Origin of the sequence: Agrobacterium pusense (assembly GCF_900102105.1) — a bacterium.
GTDB classification, from domain to species: Bacteria; Pseudomonadota; Alphaproteobacteria; order Rhizobiales; family Rhizobiaceae; genus Agrobacterium; species Agrobacterium pusense.
On the sequence record NZ_FNBB01000003.1, the window covers coordinates 101,041 to 126,805 of the forward strand.

A 25,765-nucleotide genomic window follows, 5' to 3' on the forward strand; every position below is an offset into this window, starting at 1 on the left:
TGGTTGTCAGTTGTCTTGCGTGATCGGTCCGCTGCCGGACAATCTCATTTTCATCCCGGTCCCAGGTCAATCCTCGAGAAGAATGGCGTCGCTCAGGAGCTCCCGTTTAAGCAATGCCTCCAACCAGTCTATGAAGACCTGCAAACGATGGGAGAGGTGCTGCCTGTGTGGATAGAGCAGCGCCATGGGCAGGGATTGAGCCCTGTAATCCGGCATCACCTCGACAAGGGCGCCGTTTTGCAACTGATCTCGGACGTCGTAGGCGGGTATCTGGATAAGACCCATTCCTGCCAGACAACATGCAATATAGGCTTCTGCGCTATTGACCGTCACGCGGGCACGCATGGACATCGAGCGAACGGTGTCGTTTTCCAGCCATTCCCAGCTTTCAATTCTCCCCGTGGAAGGAGATGCATAGTTAATAGCCCAATGTTGCGACAGATCGTCCGGGGCGAAAGGTTTGCCATGCACGGCAAAATAGGCTGGGCTGCCGACGTTGATGAGTGGCAGCCTGCCTATCTGTCGCGCGATCAAACCGGAGTCGGTCAAGGCACCGACCCGCAAAACGCAATCCACACTCTCTTCAATGAGATTGACTGTGCGGTCGGTAACCCCCAGCTCGATATCGATCAAAGGGAATCGATGAAGGAAATCCGGCAAGGCCGGCGCGATTATCAACCGGCCGATCCGGCCCGGAACGTCGATCCTCAGCCTGCCCGATGGCCGTGAGATGGTTTGTCGGAAGATGTTCTCGGTGTCCTCGACATCCGAGACAATCCGCTGGCAGCTCTCGTAAAAAGCCAACCCATCCTGCGTTGCTGAAACCTTGCGGGTGGTCCGGTGCAGCAGGCGGGCGCCGACCCGCGCCTCCAGTTCCAGAACGGCAGCCGAAACCGTAGACCGTGGCAGGCCGAGTGTGTCTGCTGCACGTGTAAAGCTTGAGCACTCCACAACGCGGGTGAACACACGAAAGAGGTCGATGCGATCCACAAGAGCCTCAGATTGTGCGGGGTTTCAAACAAGTGAAACCAGAATGGATGACTTTATCACGAAAATCCAGACGATACTCTGGCTGGCGACGGCGGGCGCAGATGCGGCTGCCCATCTGCAAAAGGAGGCCATCCATGACCGATCACAGCATCAAGGGTAAAACCGTCATCATCGCCGGGGGCGCCAAGAATTTGGGCGGGCTGATAGCACGCGATCTCGCCTCACACGGCGCAAAAGCAATCGCGATCCATTATAACAGCGCTGCCACCAAAGGGGAGGCGGACGCAACAGTGACCGCAGTCAAGGCGGCCGGTGCCGAGGCAGTGGCATTGCAAGCCGACCTGACAACGGCGGGCGCCGTCGAAAAGCTGTTCGCCGAGGCTGTCGCTGCCATCGGCCGGCCTGACATTGCAATCAACACGGTGGGTAAGGTCCTTAAGAAGCCAATCCTGGAGATATCTGAAGCCGAATATGATGAAATGAGTGCCGTCAACGCGAAAACCGCATTCTTCTTCATCAAGGAAGCTGGCAGGCACCTTAATGACAACGGCAAGCTGGTAACGCTGGTGACCTCATTGCTCGGCGCGTTCACACCTTTCTATGCGAGCTACGCCGGCACCAAGGCGCCGGTCGAGCATTTCACCCGCGCAGCCTCGAAGGAGTTCGGTCAGCGCGGCATCTCGGTCACGGCGATCGGGCCCGGCCCGATGGACACCCCGTTCTTCTATCCCGCCGAGGGAGCGGATGCCGTCGCCTACCACAAGACCGCGGCGGCGCTCTCAGGTTTCTCCAAGACGGGACTTACCGACATCGAGGATATCGTCCCCTACATCCGGTTTATGGTCTCGGATGGTTGGTGGATGACGGGCCAAACCATTCTCGTCAACGGCGGCTATACGACCAAGTAACGGCTGGGGGAACGGGCTTCAGGGCCCATTCCCCTGCGGGGCATGAAAGGTTGGCATCATGGATATGATGTTGGTGATTCTGGGCGGCATTGCCCCGTTCGGTGTATTCTGCCTGTTCGGCTGGCTGTGGGGCGAGGATTCGGCAAGTGTGGCTGTCGCCGCGAAAGCTTTCATTCCCCTCTGGCTTGCGATGGCGCTGGTCAACCTGTGGGTGGGCGTGACCAAAGCGGGTTACACGGTGATGCAGGAACTGCCCATCTTCATGATTGTCGTCACAATACCGGCTGCAATAGCTGCGATCGCTGTATGGCAAATCGCAAGGGGGGCCTGACACGCGGGCCGGTTCCGCGCATGATTCCTATCTTGCGAATGGCTGGTGCGGGGCAACGAGGCCCGTTCATTTTGTTAAGTACGAATTCAGCCCGAGCGCGACCCGGACAGCAGCCCGAAGGCGAGGATCGCGTTATTTGGAGATACGGGCGCCGCATTGGACCATCGGTCGGGTACGGCAACTGGGTAACAGGCCGCGGAGGCGATCGGGATGGGTCGCTTGGATGGAGATATGTCGGTCCATGATTGAGGTACAATCAGCCATGATGACTTTCGGCTGATATCGACGGTCGGACACAGGAAACACGCCGCAAGTGCGACAGACTCTTTGCTCTCACGAGAAAGTTCGATAGGCTGCGTCTATTGATCCTCAGGTGGAGATCGTCGCCCTGGACAAGGTTAACACGCTCGCAGTTCCCGTATCCAGCCTCCTCGACACAGTGGACTGGGCATCAGGCCCACTTGGTCCGAAATCGGAATGGCCTGCCTGTCTGCATGCCGCCATCGGCATCATGCTTCCCTCACAGGCGCAGATCGTGATGTTCTGGGGACCGGAGTTTGTCGCATTCTACAACGACGCCTACGCGCCAACCATAGGCAATAAGCACCCACACGCATTCGGCAGACCCGCCCGAGAATACTGGAACGAACTCTGGGATGACCTCGAGCCGCTGCTGCAGCGCGTCCTCGCGAAGGGAGAAACGGTCGCCGCAAAAGACAGGCCATTTTATATCGAAAGACACGGTTACCCCGAAACGGTGTACTTCGACATTTCGTATTCTCCGGTCGCGGATCAGGATGGCACCGTGCGTGGTGTGTTCTGCATCGTCAACGAAACGACCGAGCGGGTGAAGGCGGATGCGGCCTTGCGAGAGAGCGAGGAGCGTCTAAGGGCCATCTTCGCGCAGTCAGCCGCTGGCATAGCCCTCGGCGATCTGACCGGAAAACTCCTCAGCGTGAACGATCATTTCTGTCGGATCGTCGGTCGGCCGAGGGACGAGCTGATCGGCAGCCGCATGCAGGAGATTACGTTTGCCGACGATCTTCCCGAAAACCAGCGCCTGTTCCAGCACATGGTTCAGACCGGTGAAAGCTTCGAGATAGAAAAGCGCTACGTCCGTGGTGACGGAAGTCTGGTGTGGGTCGCGAACTCGGTCTCCGCAATCCGCGATGACGGGGGAAACATGTCGCAAGCTGTCGCCATTTCGGTCGATATCGGCGAGAGACGACACGCTCAGGAGATCGAGAAACACCTCGCGTCGATGATCGCCTCTTCCAACGACGCGATTATGGGCATCGATCTCGATATGAAGATCACCAGCTGGAACGCAGCTGCGGAAAAGCTCTATGGTTATTCGCAGGATGAAGTCGTCGGCCGGTCGGTGCTGATGTTGGTGCCGGATGGGAGGCAGGAAGAGGAGCCGAGGATCCTCACGGAGGTCAGGGCAGGCCGTTTCGTTGAACCCTACGAGACGCAGCGTCGTCGAAAGGACGGGCGGCTTGTCGAGGTGCTTCTCAGCGTGTCGCCGATCCGCGACGCCAACGCACGTGTTATAGGCGCCTCCAAGACGGCGCACGACATCACCGCCCGCAAGGATGCAGAGCGGCTGAAATCCATTCTCGTCAATGAACTCCATCATCGCGTCAAGAACGTCCTTGCGACTGTGACGGCAATTGCGAGACAAACGCTTGGTCGCGACAAGGCAAACCACGAGGAGGTGGAAGCCTTCACCAGCAGATTGGCGTCGCTGAGCAGAGCGCAGGACCTGCTGGTGCACGCCGATTGGCAGCACGCAGATCTCAAGGCCGTCATGCAGCAGGCCTTGTCACCTTATCCCGTCGACGCCTTTCAGATTGGCGGGCCTAGCGTTCCCTTGCCCCCGAGAGCGGTCGTGTCACTTTCCCTTGCTCTCCACGAACTGGCGACCAACGCGGCAAAATACGGTGCACTGTCCGCGCCTGGCGGCCAGGTATCCATCTCGTGGCAATTCGAGCCTCTTGCAGACAACCGCCTGCGGATTGTGTGGGAGGAACGAGGGGGGCCGGAGGTTGCTCCGCCCCGGCGCAGGGGTTTCGGTTCGACCCTCATCGAGCGGCTTCTGTCCGCCGAATTGAAGGGCGAGACGAAATTCGTCTACGCGAAGAGCGGCGTGATCTGCGTCATTGAGGCGGAAATGTCGAAGAATGATGATGGCGCGGCGTAATGAGGCCGAAGAGCGCGGATTGGCTTATGCTCGGGGCCCCGCCCGAGACGGGCGGGACTCCTTTGCAGATATGAAGGGCTATCTCCTGTAGGCGAGGCCGCCCCAGATTCTTCCTTCATCCCTATGTCGACCACCGTGAACAGCGCCGATGTAAGCTGCTGCAGAGGACACGATTGCTGAAGCCGCCAATAAAAACGCGGTCAGAATGCCGGTGATTCGTGCTTTCTCCGCAATGTCAGCCGCCTGCCTCTTGGCATCCTCCAGCGCTTTCTCTGCCTGCGCCTTCATTTCGTCGACGCGCTTTTGGGCCTCATCGACTTTTTGCTGCGCTTCCGTCCGTACGGCCTGCACCCGCTCCACCGTCTGATTGACCCTGTTCTGGGCATCGGTCTGGCTGATGCCGGTACGCGTAGCAATCTGTGTCGTGAGCCAGTTTCTGTCAGCGTCGGAAATTTCGCCTGTCGACAGCAGATTTCCCAGGATGCCGCTTATTTGCCGCTGGTAGTCACCGACGGTTTGATCGGCCTGCGGCGACGCTGCCTGTCCATCCGTTCGCAACAGCGTATCAGTAAAATAATCGAGCGGATTGGCCCTGAGGCCCTGCGGAAGCATCTGCTCGATGCTGGGCGCTGCTGCCTTCCCGGCCCCTTGCGCGATACCGCCAGCGGCACTCCCGGCTCCTGAAACGATTCCCCCGGCGACCTGTCCGACGCCTTGCGCCGCTCCACCAACCGCCGTCCCGGTTGCCTCAATTGCTGTCTGGGCGGCGCTTCCAACAGCTCTTGCACCACCTGAAAGAACGCCCAGGGCCAGGAATGCCGAGACGACCGTTCCAATCCCCCAAACCACCAGCCCATTCAGGCCGTCACGAACGGTCAATTCGTTTCGGTCCGCCTGCCCTGCGGGTCTGCGCATCCGGCCGGTGATGTAACCGCCCAGCATGTAAGAGCCGACCATGGAAACGACCACGAAGAGGCCGGTTATGATCAGCCAGACTGAACTGATCTCACCGCCATTGTCCGCCGAGATTGAACTCAGTCCCAATCCGCTGGCAAACGCGGTGAGAACCGCCATTGCCCCGGAGGCAATAAACGCTCCGGCAAAAATGGCAGGCCAGTCGACATAGCTCCGATTGGCGTCAGTAACGATTGGATCAACCATTAGCGTAACCCCAACAGTGAGAGAATGAACAGGACGACCACGACCAGCCCGACTAGGTAAATGATAGAGTTCACGGTATCTCCTCCGAAAGGGGGCAGATTCTCCGCATGGCGGATGACTGCATGCTGTGGGAAATGCGAGCTTCATTGCTCGTGAACCAAACTCGTCGCGCTCAAAAAAGTTTCACCCCCGATCGCCATCGCTTGCAAATCCGGATTCAAGACCGATTCCCTGTCTGCGATGTGTCTTATCTCGCGTCGCCGGCCTCTAAAGAACCTTCGACAGTTAGACCCATTGACGGCGGCGTCTGACGAGGCGCCGTCCCGGTGCTGTGCGATAGCTGAGGCAAGTGTTCGCAAGACCCACCGGCCAAGGCTTTCCGCGACGCAAAGCAATCATTCTTGCTGGAACATCCGAGAGAGGCGCGGGTTAGATGCTGATCAAGGAGGCTTCGATGATCCAAAATACCTTTCAACAACATGGCAGTTCTGTTCCCGCGGCATCAGAGGGCAACGGACAGCCGAGCCCCGCGGGTGTCCAGCCGCAAATCTCCGACGCTCCCCTCGTTGACGCGGCGCTTGCAGAGGTAGCGGAGCGCAATGACAGCCTTGCAGCGCAATTGAGCGACGAGATAAACGCACTGCGCGCCGAGATCGACAGTTTGAAAGTCCGTGCTGGCGAAACCGCTTCACGGGCTTTGGTGTCTGTAAATGCGGTTGCCCGGATCAATCGCCGCGCCGCACGTAGCGCTATCGGTAGAAGTCCTTGGGCTTCACTTTGCCTGGCCGCGGGTGTGGGTTACGTGTTGGGCTGCAGCACGTTGCGAAAAGACGGATGGCGGTGGCGGTAAAATTGAGAACGACCGCAGCAGCGCGGCGTTTCGCTTCAGATCCGGCGGATCACCCTTGCCAGTCCTGGATTTTGCGCCATGCTGGACATGGAATTGCGTCGTTCTTTTCCGGCGGCAGCATGACAATACCACGGCTGCAGACGGCCCAGCGGGGCATCAACCCCACCGGGCGGTGCCGACAGCAATGACCGGACCGGTTGCCTGACCGGTCGGTGAACCACCGAATGGTTCGACACTGATCGCGAAAGTCGTACCTTCCTTTATATTGCCACGCATGTCGGCGGGAATGACGAGGTCGCCATTCGTGCCGGGCTGGAAAACGCCGAGCGAGCGTGTCTTGCCGCCGTCCATGACGAGCCACAGTTCCAGTGACTTTTCGTCCGTCTTTCCGGTCGCCACGGGAACGATACGCATTCGGCCCGATTCCGCGTCGTAGGACGCGAGGAGATTGACCTGGCTGTCGGTTGTCGCAAGCTCGGCCACAAGCGGGCTTGTGCCGTCCCGTTGTTCCGGGAACGCGGCATAAACGACGGCAGCCACGGCGGTTGCGCTGGTGGCCACAGATATCCAGCGCCAGAAAGATGCGGAGTTCCACAAGGTGCCATTCGTGTTGACCGCTCTGCTGCCGAACAGACGCTCTTGAATACGGGCAAGAATAGCGGCGCTGGGCGTCTCTTCCTGGTAATCGGCGTTAAAGTCTGAAAACTCGGTCTCCCAGCGCTGCACCAGTTGCGCGAAGACCCTGTCCTCCTGGATACGCTGTTCCACTTCGCGGCGCTTTTCAAGCGGCAGGACACCAAGCACATATTCGCCTGCGAGTATTTCATCGCGCGAGTGCATTCCGCCGCTGTGGTCGCCCGTCGTCATCGCTGCATGCACTCTCTGAGTTTGATAAGACTGCGCCGCAGCCAGGTTCTAACCGTATTCAGTGGCACCCGTAATTCGTCGGCGAGTTCGAGATAGCTCAGACCCTCGACATAGGCCCGGCGTATTGCCTGTGCGTGCACAGTCTCAAGTTCGCGCATGCAGTCGTCGATCCTGCGGCCTTCATCCGCCAGAACAACATGCTGTTCAGGATCGCGAACGCTTTCGTCGACGAGGTCATATACCTCGTCAATGTCATCGCCAGCAGGTCTGCGGGCGCGAATCGTGTCTATGGCGTGGTTGCGCGCGATGGTGGCGAGCCATGTCGCCGGTTTGCCGGCACTGGCGGCAAATGTGCGGGCGCGCTGCCACACCTTGATATAAATTTCCTGCAGCGCCTCCTCGGCGTCCGTTCTGTCCCGCAGGATTTTCAGGCAGATCGCAAAAAGCTTCGGGCTTGTTGCCTGGTAAAGCGAGACGAATGCTGAACGATCACCCATGCCGACGCGGTGGATAAGGCTTGCGATCTCTGTGCCCTGCATTCGAACCTTCCTTGCTATTCTTCCTTTATAGGATCGTCTTTCGAAGGAAGACAAGAGATGCTTGGGAAGTTCGTTCCAGACACGCCCTGTGATCATCGGGCGCAGGCTGGAGGAGGCGACGGTCATCATGGCCAGCCTGCCGAGTTTTCCAACGGGCCAATGATGCGTACCGTGACAAGAAAGCCGATGACGGCCGCTGCCGCGGAGACGAAGGTGCCCCACAGAAGATCGGCAACGGTCAGGGTCGTCGACCAGCTTTTCAGCGTCGCCTGATTGGTCAGATCATATGTGGCATAAGCCATGAAGCCCACGGCAGCGCCGTAAAGCAGCGCCGTGCTCCATTGTCCCGAAATAAGTGCCGGACGCACGGCGAGAAAAGTAAGGCCGGCGGCGTAGATGAGATAAAAGATGATCGCCGGAGCGAGACGGAAATTTTCCGCCAGAAGATCGCCGATGGCCGGTCGATAAAGTCGTGACGCCATGGTGCTCAACCAGATGAAATCGATCACCAGAAAGGCAACCAGGGTGAAGAAATAGGCGGCAAGATACGTCTTCATCGATTTTTTCCTTTGCCATTGATCAGGCGACTTTTTGGTCTGGTTGACGAGAGAGGGAGGATCTGGGACGTGGCTAGTCGATCCTGGTCCAGCTTATGCCCTTGCACAGCAGACCGGCGATGATGCAGCCTTTCGTAGTCATGTTGTTGCCTGCCACCGTCACCGTTATCTTGTAGGATTTATCCCGCTGCGGGTCGAAGGCCGTGCCGGTGTAATTGCCCGTCTCGCCCGGCCTTATGTCCATGATCAGGCGGTCGCCGGTCTTTTCTTTCTGGGTGCCGGGTTTGATCCATGTGTTTGTCGCACATATTTTCTCGCCGCAGGGAGCGATCAGCACTTTCGCCTTGCCGTCGCCCCGCGCCCAGTTGCCGTTGATATCGGCCGCGGTCGCACTGGTCCCTGCCAGCAACGGAGACAGGGCGGATGCAATTGCCAATCCAAGGATCTTCATCGTGGTTCTCCGTTTTTTAGTCCCGCCTCATCCGTGTTCTATTGTGTACAGGCCGACATCAATGGTTCCCTCGGCAAAACCTGCTTCGCAATAGCAGAGGTAATAGTCCCACATCCGCCGAAAGCGCTCGTCGAAGCCGAGTAGGGAAATAGTCTGCCACCGGGCATGGAAACGCTGGCGCCATTCCGCCAGTGTGAGCGCATAGGACTGGCCGAAAAGCTCCTTTTCCGTGAGTTTGAGGCCGGCTTGCCCCACGGCTTTTTCCAGAGCTGAATCGGAGGGCAGGAAGCCGCCAGGAAACACGTATTTCTGAATGAAATCGGCCTTGCGCCGATACGTATCGAAGCGGTTTTCTTCAATGGATATGATTTGCAGCACCGCCCGACCGCCGGGTTTCAGGCAGCGCTTCAGCGTCCCGAAATAGCTTGGCCAATAGGCTTCGCCGACGGCTTCAAACATTTCCACGGAGACGATGTTGTCGAATTGACCTTTGACGTCGCGGTAGTCCTGCAGCTTCAGTTTGATCCGGTCAGCCTTTTCTGCTTTTTCCGCAGCATTTTCCGCCCAGCGCAACTGGGAGGGCGACAGGGTGATGCCGGTCACGTTGGCATTGTGCTGCGTGGCGAGGTGAATGGCGAGCGCGCCCCAGCCGCAGCCGATTTCCAGCACATCCTTGTTGCCGGTCAACTGCAACTTTTCCGCAATACGCTCGAGTTTCCTCTGCTGCGCTGCCTCAAGGGTTGGTGTCATCAGGTCGAAAATCGCCGAGGAGTAAAGCATCGAGGGATCGAGCCATTGCCGGTAAAACTCGTTGCCGAGATCGTAATGCGCCTCGATGTTGCGTCGGCTGCCACGTCTGGTATTGGCGTTCAGCCCGTGCGCAAGCCGGTTGATGAGGCGCATGGGCAGGCTGCCGCGCATTGATTTCGTGAAAGCATCGCGATTTTGCGCGGCGAAACGGATAAGCGCGGTCAGGTCCGGTGTGGACCAGTCGTTCTCAATGAAGCCTTCCGCAAAGCCAATATCACCATTGACGAACAGACGGCGGATTGCCCGCCAGTTATGCAGAACGAGAATGGCGTCGATGCCTTCCGATGTCCCCGATTTTTCGATGGTTCCGCCGCCGGGGAGGGTGATGCGAAGCCGGCCGCGGTGAATATTGTTCAGCAGCCGGGTGATGAGCCAAGTGCCGAGGCCCATACGGCCGCTGACGCGGGTGTTCTGCACCGGTAATTCCGAGAGATTGTCAAACGGGGTCATGAATTCTGGCCTCGATTTGCGACGATGAAGGGTGAACGAAGGATATTGGCTGTGCGGGTGGCGGCGGGCGCTTTCTCAGCGCCACCCCCTTCAGCCAGATTTTCAGCGCTTCCCAGTGAATGCCGAGAACGACTTTCAGGGTCAGGAAAGGAATGGTGACAAAGGCTCTCAGCAAGGCTCGATCGGTCAGTTCGACCCTTCGGGCAAGATGCCGGGCGGTCAGGACGGCGCCATCATCGTCGAATGTTTCAATGACGATCTTCAGCCTCTCCCCAGGCGGGATGACGCGGAAAACATAGTGAAGGTTCATGTCCATGAAGGGCGAGACATAGAAAGCCTTGTCACAGCGCTGTACGATCTCCGCGCCCATGCCGGCCTCTACGGGGATCAGATAGGAATGCCGTTGGCCGAAAGTGTTGTCCACTTCCCAGAGGATGGCTTTGAGTTCCATGTCGCGGCCATGGCAGAAGAACACGCTGAGCGGATTAAAGGCCCAGCCAAGCAAACGCGGCATGGTAAGCAGGCGCACCGGCCCTCCATCCGCTGTCATGCCTGCCGCCGTCATTGCCGCATCTATCTGCTGGCGCAGCCCGAGCCCGCTGCCGTTGCCTCGGTCCTTGCGATGAAATGAAAACAGGTTGAACCGGTCCACCGAGAAAAACCGCAATTTCCGGTCCAGCGTATCCAACTCATCGAGATCGAGAAACAGCGAATAGATCCGATAGTCCAGTTTGTGGGTTTTCGGCTTGAACCGGGCGTGGGTAACATGGCCAGGGAAAAGCGCAGAGACGAGGGGAGGCTTCATGCCGTCGCCTCCATGGATCGCGTGTCCGTGGCGATCGTCTCCAAATCGAGGCGGATGATCCGGCCGCTGTCGTCCGCCACCTTCCATGGGCGGGACAGGCCACCGAGATCTTCAGCGACGGCAAGCCCAGCCTGGAGGCCGTCTTCATGAAAACCGGAACCGAAATAGGCGCCGCAGAACCAGGTGTTTCGCAAGCCCTGCAAGGCCCATAGTTCCTGGCGCATCTGTTCGGTTCCGGCGTCAAAGACGGGGTGGTGATAGGTCTCTTCGGCGATGATCTTTTCTTGATGCGGTTCCCGCACCGGGTTCAAGGTCACGAAAATATCCTCGGCTTCGCCGAGCGGCTGGAGCCGGTTCATCCAGTATGTGATGCTGGGCTGGCCCGCTTCGGTGCGCGTGTCGGCCACATAATTCCAGCTTGACCAGGCGGCGCGGCGGCGCGGCATGAAGGTGTTATCAGTGTGAAGCACGGCCCGGTTTCGAGTATAACCAAAGGCACCGAGAATGCGCTTTTCGACACGTGTCGCATCGGCCAGCAAGTCCAGCGCCTGATCCGCATGCGCCGCGATGACCACGTCATCGAAGCGGGCAATTTCGCCCTGCGCAGTTGTAATTTCGACGCCGTGCGGCAGGCGGCGAATACGCGTCACTGGCGTTGACAGGCGAATTCTGTCTGCAAACGGTGCCGTGAGGCGTTTTACATATTCGCGCGAGCCACCAACGACGGTGCGCCAGACCGGCCGGTTGCGCAGCAACAGCAAACCGTGATTGCGGCAGAACTTGATGAAATGCGCCGCCGGATAACGGCCTACTTCCATGGCCGGTGTGGACCATATGGCCGCAGCCATCGGGTAGAGATGATCGTCGCGGAACGCTGCGCCATAGCGATTACGCGTCAGATAATCGTCGAGGGACATGTCAGCCATCGAGTGCAGGTCACGCGGGGCGTTGCGATAAAATCGCAGGAGGTCCGCAAGCATCGACCAGAAGCGGGGTTTCAGAGCATTTCTCTTCTGTGCGAGCAGGCCAAACCCGTTTCCGCCGGAATATTCAAAGCCGCCATTATCAAGGGAAACAGCGAACGACATGTTCGAGGCTGCGGTCGGCACGTTCAGCTTTCGAAAAAGCGCGGTCAGATTGGGGTATGTCCAGTCGTTATAGACAATGAAACCCGTATCGACATGGATCGGGCCATTCTTCGTATCGAATGTTACCGTGTTGCTGTGGCCTCCAACGCGGTCTGCCGCCTCGAAGACCGTGACATCGTGCCTTTGCGACAAGAGCCAGGCTGCTGACAGACCGGAAATTCCCGTTCCCACTATCGCGATGCGGCGCCGGTTGTCTCGTCGCATTGTTTCGGTGTCGGTCATCGATCCTCGCTATCGCATTGTAGAAATTGTCTTTGGACAGCGCAGATACGAGGCAGCCGTCTGATAAGTTTCAGCGGCAGGTGGTTTTTCGAATTTTTTTCGAACCCTGAAACTCTTTTGCTGGTTAGGCCGTATTTGCCATCACGAAACCCGGCCTCGATCGATTAAAAGTGGTGAGCGAAGTAGTGATGTTTTCCGTGATCCTGACGCTTGCCATTCTGATGTCGCTGCTGATGGCAGGAGCCTGGGCATTACAAAGAGCGACCGGCTCGAGCGGCTGGATCGACACTGTCTGGTCGGCAAGCGTCGGGCTCGGCGGCATCTTGGCTGTGTTGCTGGCGGAGGGCGATGGCGGGCGGCGCAGTATCGTATTCTGTCTCGTTGTCGTATGGTCCCTGCGGCTTGCTGGACACATAGGCCTGCGCACGCGGGGCGGCGGGGAAGATCCGCGTTATGCAAAACTCATGGAGCAATGGGGCGAAACCGGTCCCCGGCGGCTTTTCTTCTTCCTGCAAATACAGGCGGTTGCCGCCTTTGTGCTTGTTTTGGCTGTTTATCTAGCCGCCAGCAACGAACGGATTTTCCCGCGCACAATAGATATTCTCGCCACCATGGTTGCGCTTGTTGCACTGGCAGGTGAAGCGCTCTCGGACGCTCAGCTGTCGAAATTCAGGAAAACCCCCGAAGCGAAAACCGGTATATGTGAAACCGGTCTCTGGCGTTATTCACGCCATCCCAATTATTTCTTCGAATGGCTTTTCTGGTGCAGCTTGCCGCTGCTGGCCCTTCAGGCGCACGGCTTGTCCTGGGCGTCGCTTGCCGCGCCCGTCATGATGTACTGGCTGCTCGTCCATGTCTCCGGCATTCCGCCGCTTGAAGAGCACATGCTGAAATCGCGCGGAGAAAAATTCCGTGCCCTGCAACGCCGCGTCAACGCCTTCTTTCCGGGGCCGCGCAAAAACGAGGAAACGCCATGAATATGCTCGCCTTTGCCATCAATGCTGCAGAACGCGCGGCGCTCAACGACGGCGTTACACTCGCCGGAATAGATATGCTCTGCGCAAGAACGAAACGGCGGCTCGCAAAAATACCGCCGGATGCCGAGGCGGCTTTTGCGGCGAATATGGCGAAATTCCCCGTCGCCAGCCATACCGACGAGGCGAACAGGCAACACTATGAAGTCCCCGCTGAGTTTTTCGCACTGGTTCTCGGAGCCCAGCGGAAATATTCCTGCTGCTATTATCCCCATAACCAGACAAGCCTCGATGAAGCGGAGACAGCTGCTCTCACCGAAACGGTAGACCATGCCGAGTTGGAGGACGGCATGGACATTCTCGAACTCGGCTGCGGCTGGGGTTCGCTGTCGCTTTATATGGCAGCGCGTTTTCCCAATGCGCGGATCACGTCTGTCTCCAATTCCGCATCGCAACGGGAATCCATCCTTGGCCGCGCGCGTGAGCGCGGGCTGTCCAATCTTTCCGTGGTGACCGCAGACATGAACGATTTTGCGACCGGCGATCACTTTGATCGCATCGTATCGGTCGAAATGTTCGAACATATGTCGAATTGGCAGGTGCTCTTCGAACGCGTTTGTACCTGGCTGAAACCTGAAGGCAAGTTTTTCCTCCATGTCTTCAACCACCGCAGCCGATCCTATCGTTTCGACCACAACAACCCCGCCGACTGGATTGCCCGGCATTTTTTCACCGGCGGCATCATGCCCGCTTTTGATCTTCCCCATCGCTTCAGCGAGGTTCTTACCGTCGAAAGGGAATGGCACTGGCCGGGATCGCATTACCGCCGCACGGCTCTCGCCTGGCTTGAGAATTTCGATCGGGAAATCGGCCGCATCAGGCCGATCCTGCAGCAGGTTTATGGTGCTGACGCGCGGTTATGGGAACGCCGCTGGCGCCTGTTTTTTCTCGCAACGGCCGGGCTGTTTGGTCACGAGGACGGTAACGTCTGGTGTGTGGGTCATTATCTCATGAAGCCCGCTGTTGTTGCCGAAACCTGAGAGGGGCGTGGCCGACGGCGAAACAATTTCGCGTAAGCAAACGTTTACATCCGTAGAATAATGGCTAGGCTGGCCGCGTTTTGAGCACGCCGTCGATCACAGAGCGGCTGGAGAAAGTCATGAGTTCAGTCACGCCGAAGCTGGATAGTTGCGGCGCCGAGCCCATCCACATTCCCGGCGCTATCCAGCAACATGGCGCACTTTTCGTGCTGTCCGCGCGTCAGTTGGCGGTCGTGCAGGCGAGCGATAACCTGCAGGATTTTCTTGATGCGCCTCTACCGATAGGCGTGATTCCAGACCGGGAAACATTGCCGTTTATCGAGGCATTACCGGCCTGGTATTCCGGTGACGACAGCAGCTTCAGATATGTCTGGGCCGAAAAAAAACTCGATGTCTCGGCGCATCGGTCGGGAAGCGTGATCATCGTCGAGCTTGAGAGAACAGGCCCGGGCGACTCCGCCGAAGCGCTGATGAGCGAGTTGACAGGCCTCGCCCAATATCTCAACAGCACGCCGTCGCTGAGTGACGCGCTGTCTCGAGTTGCACAGCTTGTTTCCTCGATCAGCGGTTACGACCGGACCCTCATTTATGACTTCGGTCCCGACTGGAGCGGTCATGTCGTGGCGGAAGCTGGAGGCGGGGCGTTGCCTTCATATATCGGGCTTCGCTTCCCGGCGGGCGACATCCCGCCGCAGGCGCGCAAGCTTTATACGGTCAACCGTCTGCGTATGATCCCGGACGTCGATTATAGGCCCGTGCCTGTCATGCCGCAGGTCAACTCGGAAACGGGCGCAGTGCTCGATATGAGCCTTTCACAGCTTCGCAGCGTTTCGCCCGTTCATCTGGAATACATGCGCAACATGGCAACGGCGGCCTCGATGTCGGTGTCAATCATCGTCAATGGCAAGTTGTGGGGGCTGATCGCATGCCATCACGCCGCCCCCCACTCCGTCTCGATCGCCGTACGGGAAGCCTGCGATTTCGCCGCCCAGCTCCTTTCGATGCGGATCGCAATGGAGCAAAGTTCTCAGGATGCTTCGCGCCGGCTGGAACTTGGTCATGTCCAGGCTCGCCTGCTCAAGCGGATGGCGGCGGCACAAAGATGGGTTGATGGCCTCCTGGGCGGGGAGAGCGAAAAGGCGGATCTGCTGGAGCAGGTGGGGGCTGAGGGAGCTGCACTGCTTTTTGGCGATGAATATCATCTCGTGGGCAAGACCCCCTCGCAGGAGCAGGTCGAAGGATTGATCCGCTGGCTCGGCGAACGCGAGGTCGCAGACCTATTTGCCACAGACAATCTTGCCGGCGATTATCCCGCTGCTGCGGCATTTGCGTCCGTGGCGAGCGGGATCATCGCGATGCGGGTTTCGGAATTGCACGGAAGCTGGCTGATCTGGTTTCGGCCGGAAGTCGTAAAGACGGTGCGCTGGGGCGGGGATCCGCACAAGACAGTGCATGAGAGCGGGCGCATTCATCCGCGCAAATCGTTCGAAACCTGGAAAGAGCAGGTGCGAAACACAGCCTCACCGTGGTCAGCGCCCGAGCTTGCAGCGGCGCGGGAGTTGCGTGGCGCCATCATCGGCATAGTACTGCGCAAGGCGGAGGAAATGGCGGATCTGACGAAAGAATTGCAGAGGACCAACAAGGAGCTGGAGGCATTTTCCTACTCGGTTTCGCATGATCTCCGTGCGCCCTTCCGTCATATTGTCGGTTTCGCCCAGCTCTTGCGCGAACGCAGCAACACCCTGGATGAAAAATCGCTCCACTATCTGCAGATGATCTCCGAAGCGGCACTCGGTGCAGGCAGGCTCGTGGATGATCTCCTGAATTTCTCGCAGCTCGGCCGCACCCAAATCACAATGGTGCCGGTTGACATGGAGAAAGTCGTGAACGAGGTTCGCCGCTCCCTCGCTCATTCCATCGCTGATCGGCAGATCGAATGGCAGATCGGCAATCTGCCCGTGTCGCTCGGAGATCCGACCCTGCTTCGGCAGGTGTGGTACAATCTCGTTGACAACGCGATCAAATATTCCCGCCAGAAACCCGTTTCGATTATCACCATTTCCGCGGCAGAAACCGAAGGTGGCGTCACCTACTCGGTCGAGGATAACGGTGTTGGCTTTGACATGGCCTATTACAGCAAGCTTTTTGGTGTATTCCAGAGATTGCAGCGGGTAGAGGATTTTGAGGGAACGGGAATTGGACTTGCGCTGGTAAGACGAATTGTTGAACGCCACCACGGTTCGGTCAGCGCTAAGGGAACTGTCGGAGAGGGAGCCACGTTCTCCTTCACATTGCCGGTTACGAAAGTTGAAGAGGAAAAAATTGCCTGAACTCAGACCTATTCTTCTCGTGGAGGATAATCCACGCGATCTGGAATTGACGCTAACTGCGCTGGAAAAATGTCAACTGGCGAACGAGGTCGTCATTGCGCGTGATGGTGCAGAAGCGCTTGATTATCTCAACGCCTCGGGTAACTTCCACAACCGGCCTGCCGGTGACCCGACCGTGGTTCTTCTTGATCTCAAGCTGCCGAAGGTTGATGGGCTCGAGGTCCTCCAGACCGTGAAGGGCAGCGATCACCTCAAGCATATTCCGGTCGTCATGCTGACCTCCTCCCGTGAAGAACAGGATCTCGTAAAGAGCTACGAACTCGGCGTGAACGCCTTTGTGGTGAAGCCGGTGGAGTTCAATCAGTTTTTTAAGGCGATACAGGATCTTGGCGTGTTCTGGGCCCTGCTGAACGAACCGCCGCCGGGCGCGCGCCGCAATGGTGCGTGAGGCGATGCCGCAGATGGAGCAAAGCAAGCTTCTTCTTCTCGAAGACAGCTCGGTCGATGCCGAACTGATCGAGGATCAGCTTTCACGGATCTCTCCGCCCCCTGTCGTAACCAGGGCGGTGGGTAAAACTTCCTTCATCGAGGCGCTGGAAAATCAGCAGTTCGATATCATTCTCGCAGATTTTTCCCTGCCGGACTTTGACGGCATGGCTGCGCTTGATGTCGTCATGCAAACGAGACCCGACACGCCCTTCATTTTCGTTTCCGGTGTTCTCGGCGAAGACGCGGCGATCGATGCCTTCAGGCGCGGCGCAACTGATTATGTCCTGAAGCAGCGACTGGCGAGGCTGCCCTCCGCAGTCGGTCGCGCTCTCGCGGAAGCACGGGAAAAGGAGGAGCGGAGACGGGCGGAAATGCACAAGGAGCTGCTCGTCCGCGAACTCAGCCATCGTGTCAAGAACACGATGGCGATGGTCATTTCCATCATTCGCCGCACTGCAAAAGGCAGTTCATCCGTAGAGGATTATCAAGAGAGGCTCGTGGCCCGCGTGAGTGCGCTCGCCGAGAGTCATGCCCTGCTTTTCCAGAGCAACTGGGGACAAACCGATCTCAAGGATGTCGTGAAGCGGGCAATTGAACCCCATAACACTTTTGCCAGCCGCGTCGAGCTCGAAGGTCCCGACGGGGTTAGCGTATCGCCTAAATCCGCATTGGCGCTTGGCATGATTTTGCATGAACTGGTGACGAATGCGCAGAAATACGGTTCGCTTTCAGAAGCAACCGGGAAGGTGCAGGTCTTCTGGAAAAGGCTTCGTAACGATGAAGGCCGGGACCTTATCGAGCTGCGCTGGCATGAAAGCGGTGGCCCGCCCATTTCCGCTCCGCTGGAGACCGGTTTCGGAACGACCCTTGTTACAAGGGGAGCCCAGTACGAGCTGCAGGGCGACAGTGAAATCCGCTATGATCGCGACGGCCTGAAATATCGGGTGATTTTCCCTCTGGACTGAAGTGTCGCCTATCAGCGTTACCGGACGTTGCGGGTATTTTCCCGCTAGCCGGTATGCGCGAATTCGGTCGCCAGAACATTCGGGAGATTATCAAAATCGCACGGCTTGGAAATGATCGTCAGCCCTGTCAATTGCGTGCGAATACCGGGTATCTCGGCATATCCGCTGCAGATGACGAAAGGTATGCTCTCGGCCCTCAGTCGTTCGATCACGGGAAAGGATAACTCGCCCTTGAGATTGAGGTCGATGACCGCTCCATCCAGATCGGTTGCGCTTATTTTCTCCAGCGCTGCGGCTATATCGGAAACCGGCCCGATGACGTCGACACCGAGGTCGGACAGAAAGTCCTCCATATCCATCGCCAGAAGGGCGTCGTCTTCCAGAACGAGGATATGCTTTCCCTGAAAATCATATTGCATAGCTTACCGCATTCACATGGTCGCAGGCGCGCCCGGACATTTTACCAACAGCGCTGAACGCCTGAAGATCGAGGTGGTTCCACCCTTGTGTAAAAAGAAATCATTCGCATCCGTCGCTTGCGTACTCTAGTTTGTGCCGCGAACTAACTGCCTACCGGGAATGTTACTGCTGTGACTGGTTTTTCACCGTTTGCCCAGCGAAGCCTTTTGATGCTTGCTGTTGGCGTTGCAATTTTGATTGGCATGGTCTCCACATCTTTGTGGCTGGTGCAGGTGAATAATCGCTATTCCCAGGAAACGGCGGAACTGCGCCGTGTCCGTGCCGCAATTCTGGATGTGCTGACGACGATGCAGGACGTCGAAACCGGCCAGCGGGGATATCTGCTTACCAACAATCGCGAATATCTGGGGCCTTACGAAGAGGCCCTTCAGGGCTTGCCCGAACGCCAGGCGCGACTTCTCGATCTTCTGAAAGGGGAAGAGCGATATAAGCAACCTCTCGCTGGCTTGAAGCAGGCGATCGACGCAAAGCTCTCCGAGACACGCGAAACCATCGATTTGCAGCGCGCGGGTCGCATTACCGAGGCAGCCGAGGTCGTTCGAAATAACGACGGCAAACGCTTCATGAATGAGATCAGGAGTGTTCTGTCGGACCTTCAGTCGGATACCGACGATCGCCTGCGCGTCATCGTTGCGGATCAACTGGGCGCCGCCAATACACTTCGTTGGGTAACGATTGGCGGTGCCGTTGCGATTCTCATCGTGGTCGGCGGGTCGATACTGCTCGTCTTTACTTATATTCGCGCGCTAAACAGGTCGCGGGAGGATGTGGACGAACTCAATCGCCATCTTGAGGAGCGTGTCGAGGAAAGAACACGCGATCTTCGCCGGGCCAACCAGGAAATTCAGCGCTTCGCTTATATCGTTACTCATGATCTGAGGGCGCCGCTTGTCAACATCATGGGCTTCCTTTCTGAATTCGATACGTCGCTGAAGCCGGTCACCAACTATGTCCTGGCAGATGGAAAAACGCTGACGCAGGACGTGATCCGAGAGGCGCGGCTGGCGGTTGAGGAAGACATACCCGAAGCCATCGGGTTTATCCGTTCATCGACCCGCAAGATGGACCAGCTGATCAACGCCATTCTGAAGATATCCCGTGACGGCCAGCGCAAGCTTCAGCCTGAGAAAGTCGATATCGAAACTTTGCTCTCCTCGCTTTCAGAGACCGTGCGCCATCAGATCACGGCCAATGGAGGAGAGATTCATGTCGACACGCCCAAGCTGACAGTCGTGACGGACCGCATATCTCTCGACCAGATTCTAGGTAATCTTCTCGATAACGCGGTGAAATATCAGATGCCTGGGCGCCCTCTGAGGTTAACGGCACGCGCCTATCCGGCCGGGCGCGGCGCGATCGCCATTGAAATTGGCGACAACGGGCGCGGTATCGGTGAGCAGGATCTTGAGCGTGTCTTCGAACTGTTTCGTCGGGCGGGCGAACAGGACCAGCCCGGTGAAGGAATAGGTCTCGCACATGTCCGTTCGCTAATCAGAAATTTAGGAGGTGACATTAGGGTGGAGTCGCGACTCGGGGAAGGCAGCACATTTATCTTGCTGCTTCCGAGTGACCTCAGAAGAGTAACGAAGGAAGGCGACAAATGAAAGCGACCGGTCAGGAAGTAACGATCGTGATGATCGAAGACGACGAGGGACATGCCCGTCTGATCGAGAAAAATGTGCGCAGAGCAGGTGTCAACAACGAGATCGTGCCGTTCACACTCGGTGCAAAGGCACTGGATTATATCCTGGGCCAAAGCCGGGACGGGCTCGTCAGCAAGGATCGCTATCTGCTCGTTTTGCTCGACCTCAATCTCCCCGACATGTCCGGCATCAGCATTCTCGAGCAGATCAAAAGCAATGAATACACCCGCCGTCTGCCTGTCGTGGTTTTGACGACCACTGATGACGAAACCGAAATTCAGAAATGCTATGATCTCGGTGCGAATGTTTATATAACAAAGCCGGTCGACTATGAGGGCTTCGCGAATGCCATCAAAAATCTCGGCCTTTTCTTTTCCGTAATACAGATACCCTGAAGGCATGATGGCTCTGCGCGTTTTGTATGTCGATGACGACCCGGCTCTGGCGCGGCTTGCGAGCCGCGTGCTTGGTCGCCACGGAATGGAGGTGGTCCATGCCGCGTCCGTTGCTTCCGGGCTTGAGCTTTTCCAAAACGGGCAGTTCGATGTCGTCGTTCTCGATCACTATTTTCAGACGGCGACGGGAATGGAGTTTCTGGCGGCGATCGAGACGGTGCCGGCCCGGGTTCCCGTTCTTTACGTAACGGGGTCCAACGAGGCCCAGATCGCCATAGACGCGCTCAAGGCTGGTGCCGCCGATTACGTCATCAAGAATGTTGGAGACGACTTTTTTCCGCTGTTGCTGGCAGCCATCAACCAGGCGCTTGAAAACCATCGCCTGCGGCAGACAAAAGAGGAAGCTGACCGTCTGCTGATAAAGGCCAAAGAGCATGCGGAAATGATGGTGAAAGAGATGAACCATCGCATCGCGAATAGTCTCTCACTGGTTTCCGCCATGATCCGGCTGCAGATCAATACGCTGAAGTCCCAGGAAGCAGAAACGGCGTTGCTGGAGACGCAGAGCCGGATTTCTGCGATCGCCGGCGTTCATCGCAGTCTCTACAATACCGCGAATGTGGGGCTCGTATCCCTGAATTCCTATCTCACCTCGATCATAAGCGACCTGTTCCAAGCTGTCCCGGGCTCTTCCTCCATCACGGTCGAAACGTCGCTCTGTGAGGTTGATCTGAACGCCGACCATGCCGTTGCGCTCGGTGTCATCGTCACTGAACTTCTGACAAACGCGCTCAAATATGCCTATCCGGATCAAGAAGGCACAGTGCGCATTAACCTGTCCGCCCAGGACGGCCGGTTCATTCTTGTTGTGGAGGATGACGGCGTCGGTGTGAAACCGGATTCAGCCCCTCGCGGCACCGGTCTCGGCACCAAGCTGATCATGGCGATGGCGCAGAATATTGGCGCCCGGGTCGAGCAGACGCACACGCACCCGGAACTCAAAAAAGGCACCCGTTTCTCGATGATATGGAATGAACGGTGACGGCATGGCCGCCGTGCCTCGCGATTATATCTCGATATAACGGCTGTCTAGCGGAGAGCGATTGGACCTCCTGGCCGTCCCCATAGCCTTCAGCGCGAACGAATGGTCAAAATATTTTGCCCGAAGCACGGAAGAGTGAAGCCGCTTTCGGCGCTCAGAGCAGAGCGACCTGCCGCCAAAGCGATTCTTTAAAATTTTTCTCTCTGCCATAGTGGAAACGCGGTACATTCTCAGGTTGTGCGCCCCGGTCGAGCAAAGTGCACAAGGCGGGTGCCGGCTGCCGCTATAAAGGCACAGCTAATATGGAACGACTGAAATTTGACCCAAGAAGTTTTCATGGGTGAAATTTTGCGTCCATAAAGCCGGCAGATGCATAGTATTTCGGCAATCTCGGAAAATGTCTTAATGCAATCTTAACGATGTTGCGCTGCAAAAAAACTTGATGGACTATTTTAATACTGCGGGAGGAAATGCTGTTCAACAAAACAGGAGTTCGTGCCATGCTGTTCCGCAATAGAGATAAAGAAAAACCTCAAGGCGCCTCGGTCAGGCTGGCCTCGTATACTGTTCTCGGTGTTGTCGCCACAGTGTTTTCCTCCTCCGTGTTTCCACCTGTCTTCACTTCGCAGACAAACCGCGCCTTGATCAATGCTCCCGTCATTCCGCTGACGACCCCCATCAGTGGCGTGGTGAAAATATCCGGTAACGGCAGGGCGGCTGTTGAAAACGACAAGGTCGACAACACCACTCTGATCGGCCTGAAAGTGCAACTGGCGGCACTCGACAATGAACTTCGCCAGAAAAACGCGATTATCGGCGATTATGCTAGCCGGGTCGACAATCTGAACAATGATCTTCTCAGCCAGCAAGCGGCTTTACTGCAGAGAACAGAATCCGACCTTGAAGCGGCAAAGGCTGCTTTGCAGATGGTGACCTATTCGACCCGCATCGCGAAAGCAGAAGCGGTGCGCAAACAGAAGCTGGTTGCCAAGGGTGTTTATTTCGGAATTGGCGACGACATCGCCGATACGATACAACTTGAAGATACAAAACTGCAGGCCGCGAAAGTTGCCGTCGACAAGCTTAACAAGGAAATGAGCTTCGCGCGCCAGGGCATCTATATCGGTTCCGACCTGCAATCCCTGCAAAATCTTCAGCAGGAAATCCGCACAAGGTCCGCCGATCTGCTGCAAATCCAGATGCAGATGACGACCATGCAGACGCGGAAAAGCGAACTCGAAGCGCTTGCCTCCGCGGAGGCCGCGCGTATCGACAGACTGACCCGCGCCGATCTCGCCATTCCGCCAGGCACGACGCTTTATAAGCCGGTTGCCGTGACGGGACGTGAAGTGGTGGCCGGCGACACCTTGGCGGAGGCGCTCGACTGTCGCAACGCTTTCGTCGTGGCAATTTTTTCCGAACGTCAGGCGCAGGCCCTTTCCGTGGGTTCAAGGGTAAAGGTAAATGCCGATGCGTGGGCGCAGGAAGCGGACGGGGTGGTAGAGCGGCTGGTGCCCCGAACCACCGAACGCGTCGACCTCGATTATGCCGTACCGTTTCCCCCCACGGAGCGGCGGGAGCTTTACGCTTATATCCGCATGGCCGGGACATCCGAGAGCCAGTTTATGAAAAACGGCGTCTGTTCGGTCGGTACCTGGGTGAGTGTAAGTCTGCCGCGCGAATGGCTCGGCAAGACCCGGGAATATGTTCATGAGGCATCGGCAAGCCTCTTCCAGTTTGCGCAGGCATCCGCCAGCGAAATGCCCGACGTGAGGCAGGCCGCCTGGACGCTCATCGAGACATCACGAGAGAAAATATTCGAGCAGATGGGCATGGGCGGGCAGCCGCAACAGCCGCCGGGAATAGCGGCGCCCACTACAAAGCCGGATATCATCACGCAGCATGCGATCAGCGGTGCAGATGCCACCGCGAAAGCACCGCGCACCCAATCCTGACACCCGCATGGATTGGGCAAGCCCCTGCGGGCGCGTCCACGACGCCCGCAGGGCGACCCACCTGTTTCACACAGTCGAAGCAGCCTCATTCGCGCACGCTATCGGGCGCGGCTTTTGGGACGTATCCGGTCAACCATGAGGACAAGCGATGTATTTCACTTCGGAGGGCGATGTTCAGTCCGTCCTTTATGTCAATCTCATCATCGCCCTCTGCGCGATCCTGTTCACCATGCTTGCCGACCCGCGGCGAACGCTGGACCGGCTGGCGTTCAGCACCATCATGCTGCTTTCGCTCAGCGTCTATATTTTGTGGCGCGCCACCGATACGCTGCCTCCCTTAGAGCTTTCGCTGGAAACCGCCTGGAATTACATCTATTTCACTTTTGAACTGATCTCCGTGCTTTATGCGATGGGATCGATCCTGATCCTGACAAGACGAACGGACTGGTCTTCCATTGCAGACGAAGCCGAAGCCGGGATTACGGGCGATCCCAATGCGCCGCTGGTCGATGTGTTCATCTGCACCTACAATGAACCTTTGAACGTGCTTGAAAAATCGATTGTCGCGGCTCAGGCAATGCAATATCCGCGGTTGCGCGTTTTCGTCTGCGACGATACGCGCAGGTCCGAGGTTCGGGACTATTGCGAAACAGTCGGCGTCAATTACGTGACGCGGCCGGACAATAAGCACGCAAAGGCGGGGAACCTGAACAATGCGCTTGTCCACACCAATGCGCTGTCGGAAATTTCAGATTTCATCATGGTTCTCGATGCTGATTTTGCGCCGCAGGCCAATTTCCTGTCACGCGTGACCGGACTTTTTGCCGATCCCAAAGTGGCCGTGGTGCAGACACCGCAATTTTATTTCAACAGCGACCCCATCCAGCATAATCTCGGTATCCGCAATTCCTTCGTGGATGATCAACGGGTATTCTTCGACGTATTCCAGCCTGCAAAGGACGCAGTCGGTTGTGCGTTCTGCGTCGGAACGAGTTTCGTTCTGCGGCGGGCAGCGGTGAACGAACTCGGAGGTTTCCCGCATGATGCACTTTCGGAAGACATGCTGCTGACCTACCGGTTGATGGAACGGGGGTATGTGACACGCTGGCTCAATGAAAAGCTCAGCGTCGGATTATCGGCTGAAGGCCTGCCGGAGTATATCACGCAGCGCACGCGCTGGTGTCTCGGCACCATCCAGATTGGACTTTTGCGCACCGGGCCGCTGTGGCGCGGCAATTTCACTCTGACGCAGCGGCTGCACTATCTGCACGGCCTGTTCTGCTGGCTTTCGAAACCCTTCATCCTTTGCCTGCTGCTCGCGCCTTCCATCTATTGGCTGACCGGCGTTTCCGCGCTCCAGGCCGATGAGTTGATGTTCATGCAACTCGGTCTGTCATCGCTTGCGCTGTTCTGGGCCTATTCCACCTGGATATCGGGAAAGCGCACACTGCCGCTTTTCACCGAGGTGACACACGCACTGACCGCCGTTCCGATCACGATCACGCTTTTTCAGGCCATGCGAAAACCTTTCGGACGCCCTTTCAAGGTCACGGAAAAGGGCGGAGACAGGTCACAGGTGCGCGTTCACGGCCCGACGGCGCTATTCTTTGCCCTTGTAACCCTCACTTCGGCCATCTCCGTGCTGATTGCCGTTTATGGATGGGACGCACCCGTGGAATTTTCGGCGCGCGATTGTCTCAACCTTATCTGGTCGGCCGTCGCCATGGTGATTGCCTTCATCAGCCTTATCTGCTGCATCGAGTTGCCGCGTTTCGACAGGGAGGAGCCGATCAGCGTAAACCTTGGCGGACAATTACGGCAGGGCAATGCGGTGACAGGGGTGAAAATCGTGGCACTGTCGACTGAAACCGTGACGCTTGCGGGTTTCACTTCTTCTACAGAAGCGCAGGCCATATTCGTGCCGGAGGTGGGCTGGTTGCAGATCGATGCAACAAAAGACCAGTTAATACCCGGAAAATTCTGCCTTGCTGCAACCGCCGAGCAGCATCGGGCTATCCTGCGGCTGCTTTTCCGCACTGCACCGGAAAATGTGGCGGAACAGGGCGACCTGATAAAATCCATGCAGATGTTGCTCGCAAGGGCCTTCAGCTAATCAGGGGGCAATTGAACAGGACTTTGCCGGACACAACACGGTCCCGA

Annotated in this window: 24 protein-coding genes; 14 read left to right on the plus strand and 10 right to left on the minus strand. The window is 57.3% G+C overall.

Annotation, left to right across the window (positions count from 1 at the left end; translation table 11 throughout):
• Positions 1 to 66: 66 nt before the first annotated feature.
• Entirely contained in the window at positions 67 to 990 is a 924-nt protein-coding gene (locus BLU28_RS09500; protein WP_077985828.1) for a LysR family transcriptional regulator, read from the minus strand.
• Positions 991 to 1,124: 134 nt separating this feature from the next.
• Between BLU28_RS09500 and BLU28_RS09505 the strand changes: the two genes are divergently transcribed.
• The 3 genes from BLU28_RS09505 to BLU28_RS09515 all read left to right on the plus strand — a co-directional run bounded on the left by BLU28_RS09505 (position 1,125) and on the right by BLU28_RS09515 (position 4,432).
• Complete coding sequence (locus tag BLU28_RS09505; RefSeq protein ID WP_077985827.1) at positions 1,125 to 1,898, plus strand: SDR family oxidoreductase; 774 nt, start codon at positions 1,125 to 1,127, stop codon at positions 1,896 to 1,898.
• 58 nt (positions 1,899 to 1,956) lie between these two features.
• Positions 1,957 to 2,229, plus strand: coding sequence for a hypothetical protein (locus BLU28_RS09510; RefSeq protein WP_077985826.1), 273 nt, complete (start codon positions 1,957 to 1,959; stop codon positions 2,227 to 2,229).
• A 373-nt stretch (positions 2,230 to 2,602) separates the two neighbouring features.
• Complete coding sequence (locus BLU28_RS09515; RefSeq protein WP_077985825.1) at positions 2,603 to 4,432, plus strand: PAS domain-containing sensor histidine kinase; 1,830 nt, start codon at positions 2,603 to 2,605, stop codon at positions 4,430 to 4,432.
• A gap of 78 nt (positions 4,433 to 4,510) precedes the next feature.
• Here BLU28_RS09515 and BLU28_RS09520 read toward each other — a convergent pair whose 3' ends face one another.
• The gene (locus BLU28_RS09520; protein ID WP_077985824.1) at positions 4,511 to 5,593 is read right to left on the minus strand and encodes an ATP synthase subunit B family protein; all 1,083 of its coding nucleotides are present in this window, start codon (positions 5,591 to 5,593) and stop codon (positions 4,511 to 4,513) included.
• 433 nt (positions 5,594 to 6,026) lie between these two features.
• Between BLU28_RS09520 and BLU28_RS09525 the strand changes: the two genes are divergently transcribed.
• Positions 6,027 to 6,443, plus strand: a complete 417-nt coding sequence (locus BLU28_RS09525; RefSeq protein ID WP_077985823.1) for a hypothetical protein — start codon at positions 6,027 to 6,029, stop codon at positions 6,441 to 6,443.
• Between the two features lie 156 nt (positions 6,444 to 6,599).
• Here the strand turns inward: BLU28_RS09525 and BLU28_RS09530 are convergent, their stop codons facing one another.
• The 7 genes from BLU28_RS09530 to BLU28_RS09560 form a co-directional block, all read right to left on the minus strand.
• A complete protein-coding gene (locus BLU28_RS09530) occupies positions 6,600 to 7,310 on the minus strand; it encodes an anti-sigma factor (protein ID WP_004445932.1) in 711 nt (236 codons plus the stop codon).
• Positions 7,307 to 7,849 (minus strand): sigma-70 family RNA polymerase sigma factor, encoded by a 543-nt coding sequence (locus tag BLU28_RS09535; RefSeq protein ID WP_077985927.1) that lies wholly within the window; start codon positions 7,847 to 7,849, stop codon positions 7,307 to 7,309. Before BLU28_RS09535 ends, BLU28_RS09530 begins: the two co-directional genes overlap by 4 nt.
• 125 nt (positions 7,850 to 7,974) lie before the next feature.
• Positions 7,975 to 8,406 (minus strand): DUF2177 family protein, encoded by a 432-nt coding sequence (locus tag BLU28_RS09540; RefSeq protein ID WP_004445929.1) that lies wholly within the window; start codon positions 8,404 to 8,406, stop codon positions 7,975 to 7,977.
• A 73-nt stretch (positions 8,407 to 8,479) separates the two neighbouring features.
• Positions 8,480 to 8,857 (minus strand): DUF2147 domain-containing protein, encoded by a 378-nt coding sequence (locus tag BLU28_RS09545; protein ID WP_004445928.1) that lies wholly within the window; start codon positions 8,855 to 8,857, stop codon positions 8,480 to 8,482.
• 27 nt (positions 8,858 to 8,884) lie between these two features.
• On the minus strand, positions 8,885 to 10,117 hold the full coding sequence (locus BLU28_RS09550) for an SAM-dependent methyltransferase (RefSeq protein WP_077985822.1): 1,233 nt from the start codon (positions 10,115 to 10,117) through the stop codon (positions 8,885 to 8,887).
• Positions 10,104 to 10,922: a DUF1365 domain-containing protein gene (locus BLU28_RS09555; protein ID WP_077985821.1), complete on the minus strand. Its 819-nt coding sequence runs from the start codon at positions 10,920 to 10,922 to the stop codon at positions 10,104 to 10,106. The genes BLU28_RS09550 and BLU28_RS09555 overlap by 14 nt, the downstream gene beginning before the upstream one ends.
• Positions 10,919 to 12,292 (minus strand): NAD(P)/FAD-dependent oxidoreductase, encoded by a 1,374-nt coding sequence (locus BLU28_RS09560; protein ID WP_077985820.1) that lies wholly within the window; start codon positions 12,290 to 12,292, stop codon positions 10,919 to 10,921. The genes BLU28_RS09555 and BLU28_RS09560 overlap by 4 nt, the downstream gene beginning before the upstream one ends.
• Before the next feature lie 188 nt (positions 12,293 to 12,480).
• Here BLU28_RS09560 and BLU28_RS09565 point away from each other — a divergent pair, with 188 nt between their 5' ends.
• The 5 genes from BLU28_RS09565 to BLU28_RS09585 all read left to right on the plus strand — a co-directional run bounded on the left by BLU28_RS09565 (position 12,481) and on the right by BLU28_RS09585 (position 18,090).
• Positions 12,481 to 13,269, plus strand: a complete 789-nt coding sequence (locus BLU28_RS09565) for a DUF1295 domain-containing protein (protein WP_077985819.1) — start codon at positions 12,481 to 12,483, stop codon at positions 13,267 to 13,269.
• Positions 13,266 to 14,306, plus strand: a complete 1,041-nt coding sequence (locus BLU28_RS09570) for an SAM-dependent methyltransferase (protein WP_077985818.1) — start codon at positions 13,266 to 13,268, stop codon at positions 14,304 to 14,306. The genes BLU28_RS09565 and BLU28_RS09570 overlap by 4 nt, the downstream gene beginning before the upstream one ends.
• Before the next feature lie 119 nt (positions 14,307 to 14,425).
• Complete coding sequence (locus BLU28_RS09575) at positions 14,426 to 16,636, plus strand: ATP-binding protein (protein ID WP_077985817.1); 2,211 nt, start codon at positions 14,426 to 14,428, stop codon at positions 16,634 to 16,636.
• Complete coding sequence (locus BLU28_RS09580) at positions 16,629 to 17,084, plus strand: response regulator (protein WP_022563108.1); 456 nt, start codon at positions 16,629 to 16,631, stop codon at positions 17,082 to 17,084. The genes BLU28_RS09575 and BLU28_RS09580 overlap by 8 nt, the downstream gene beginning before the upstream one ends.
• A 13-nt stretch (positions 17,085 to 17,097) precedes the next feature.
• Positions 17,098 to 18,090 (plus strand): sensor histidine kinase, encoded by a 993-nt coding sequence (locus BLU28_RS09585; protein WP_048902966.1) that lies wholly within the window; start codon positions 17,098 to 17,100, stop codon positions 18,088 to 18,090.
• Positions 18,091 to 18,134: 44 nt separating this feature from the next.
• Here the strand turns inward: BLU28_RS09585 and BLU28_RS09590 are convergent, their stop codons facing one another.
• Entirely contained in the window at positions 18,135 to 18,509 is a 375-nt protein-coding gene (locus BLU28_RS09590; RefSeq protein WP_006699868.1) for a response regulator, read from the minus strand.
• A 210-nt stretch (positions 18,510 to 18,719) separates the two neighbouring features.
• On the opposite strand from BLU28_RS09590, the gene BLU28_RS09595 reads away from it, so the two are divergent.
• From BLU28_RS09595 to BLU28_RS09615, 5 genes are all read left to right on the plus strand, one after another.
• The gene (locus BLU28_RS09595) at positions 18,720 to 20,174 is read left to right on the plus strand and encodes a sensor histidine kinase (RefSeq protein ID WP_072493335.1); all 1,455 of its coding nucleotides are present in this window, start codon (positions 18,720 to 18,722) and stop codon (positions 20,172 to 20,174) included.
• A complete protein-coding gene (locus tag BLU28_RS09600) occupies positions 20,171 to 20,608 on the plus strand; it encodes a response regulator (RefSeq protein WP_004445914.1) in 438 nt (145 codons plus the stop codon). The genes BLU28_RS09595 and BLU28_RS09600 overlap by 4 nt, the downstream gene beginning before the upstream one ends.
• A 4-nt stretch (positions 20,609 to 20,612) precedes the next feature.
• A complete protein-coding gene (locus tag BLU28_RS09605; protein WP_042935498.1) occupies positions 20,613 to 21,650 on the plus strand; it encodes a sensor histidine kinase in 1,038 nt (345 codons plus the stop codon).
• Between the two features lie 500 nt (positions 21,651 to 22,150).
• Positions 22,151 to 23,605, plus strand: a complete 1,455-nt coding sequence (locus BLU28_RS09610) for an HlyD family secretion protein (RefSeq protein ID WP_022563104.1) — start codon at positions 22,151 to 22,153, stop codon at positions 23,603 to 23,605.
• A 148-nt stretch (positions 23,606 to 23,753) separates the two neighbouring features.
• Positions 23,754 to 25,718 (plus strand): glycosyltransferase family 2 protein, encoded by a 1,965-nt coding sequence (locus BLU28_RS09615; protein ID WP_077985816.1) that lies wholly within the window; start codon positions 23,754 to 23,756, stop codon positions 25,716 to 25,718.
• The last annotated feature ends 47 nt before the right edge of the window (positions 25,719 to 25,765 follow it).